We start from the raw sequence: 1,622 nt of genomic DNA, 5'->3' as shown, positions 1-1,622 counted from the left end.
TTTTTAAAAAAAAGCTTTGAAAGTTCAAAGTTATGTCTATCTTTGCACCCACAATTACGCGGATATGGTGAAATTGGTAGACATGCCAGACTTAGGATCTGGTGCCGCAAGGCGTGTAGGTTCGAGTCCTATTATCCGCACCAAAACCCTGACTAGTAAATAGTTAGGGTTTTTTGTTTTAAGAATTGCCCAACCGTTGCCCAACCGATTGAGAAAGGGGGTGAAACGTAGAATAATTCAACCATTATTTCGAAAAAAAAAGGAGCTCCTTAATTGGTTCGCCTTTTGTGTTTTATCTGAAAAAAAAATAATATATCAAACTCATATCTTTTTTCTACCTATTTCCTCTTAGGTTTACGGTTATACTCATTTTCTTACCAGACCTTTTTCGTATGTTTGTTTATATTAGATACTATTAAAGTTAGCCCCATAGATTTACAAAAAATAAAATAATGACAAGCACAGCACAAAGAGCAGAATTACAAGCAAAAATTTGGAGAATAGCCAACGAAGTTCGTGGCTCTGTTGACGGATGGGATTTCAAACACTTTGTTTTAGGTGCCCTTTTCTATCGATTCATAAGTGAAAATTTTACAAAATATATTGAAGGTGGTGACGAAAGTATAGATTATGCAAGTTTTGAAGATGATCAAATATCTGCTGAAATAAAAGACGATGCAATTAAAACAAAGGGATATTTCATCTATCCTAGTCAACTTTTTGCGAATGTTACTAAAACGGCTAACACCAATCCAAACCTGAATACAGATTTAAAAACGATATTCAATGCTATTGAAAGTTCGGCGAATGGTTATCCTTCAGAACAAGATATAAAAGGATTGTTTGCTGATTTTGATACTACAAGTTCAAGATTAGGAAATACCGTTGAAAATAAAAACAGCCGTTTAGCAGCCGTAATTAAAGGTGTTGAAGAGCTGAATTTCGGAAATTTTGAAGACAATGAAATCGACCTTTTTGGTGATGCTTATGAGTTTCTAATCTCAAATTACGCAGCTAATGCTGGAAAATCGGGTGGTGAGTTCTTCACACCGCAACACGTATCGAAACTAATTGCACAGTTGGCAATGCATAAGCAAGCCACTGTAAACAAGATTTATGACCCTGCAGCTGGTTCGGGTTCTTTACTATTACAAGCCAAAAAGCACTTTGATAATCACATTATCGAAGATGGCTTTTATGGCCAAGAAATAAACCACACTACATACAACTTGGCGCGTATGAATATGTTTTTACATAACATCAACTACGATAAGTTTCACATTGTATTGGGAGACACGCTAAAAGACCCACAATTAGGCGATGAAAAGCCATTTGATGCTATCGTATCAAATCCTCCTTATTCGGTAAAATGGATTGGAAATGAAGATCCCACCATGATAAACGATGACCGCTTTGCACCTGCTGGAGTATTAGCACCAAAATCAAAAGCAGATTTTGCCTTTGTGCTGCATTCATTACATTATTTATCTCCCAAAGGAAGAGCTGCTTTAGTTTGTTTCCCAGGTATTTTTTACCGTGGTGGTGCCGAACAAAAAATTAGAAAATATTTAGTAGACAATAACTTTGTAGAAACCATAATATCCGTAGCACCCAACTTGTTC

Annotated in this window: 1 protein-coding gene and 1 tRNA gene; both read left to right on the top strand. The window is 36.0% G+C overall.

Going from position 1 to position 1,622, the window contains the following annotated elements:
- Positions 1-58: 58 nt before the first annotated feature.
- A tRNA-Leu gene (locus tag P8M54_RS06825) sits at positions 59-143 on the top strand.
- 309 nt (positions 144-452) lie between these two features.
- Positions 453-1,622 (top strand): type I restriction-modification system subunit M (locus P8M54_RS06820; protein WP_300286555.1); only part of this gene is annotated, 1,170 nt, incomplete at its 3' end.

Source organism: Flavobacterium sp. (assembly GCF_029242675.1).
GTDB lineage: Bacteria > Bacteroidota > Bacteroidia > Flavobacteriales > Flavobacteriaceae > Flavobacterium.
This window is presented reverse-complemented; position numbering and strand designations above follow the sequence as displayed.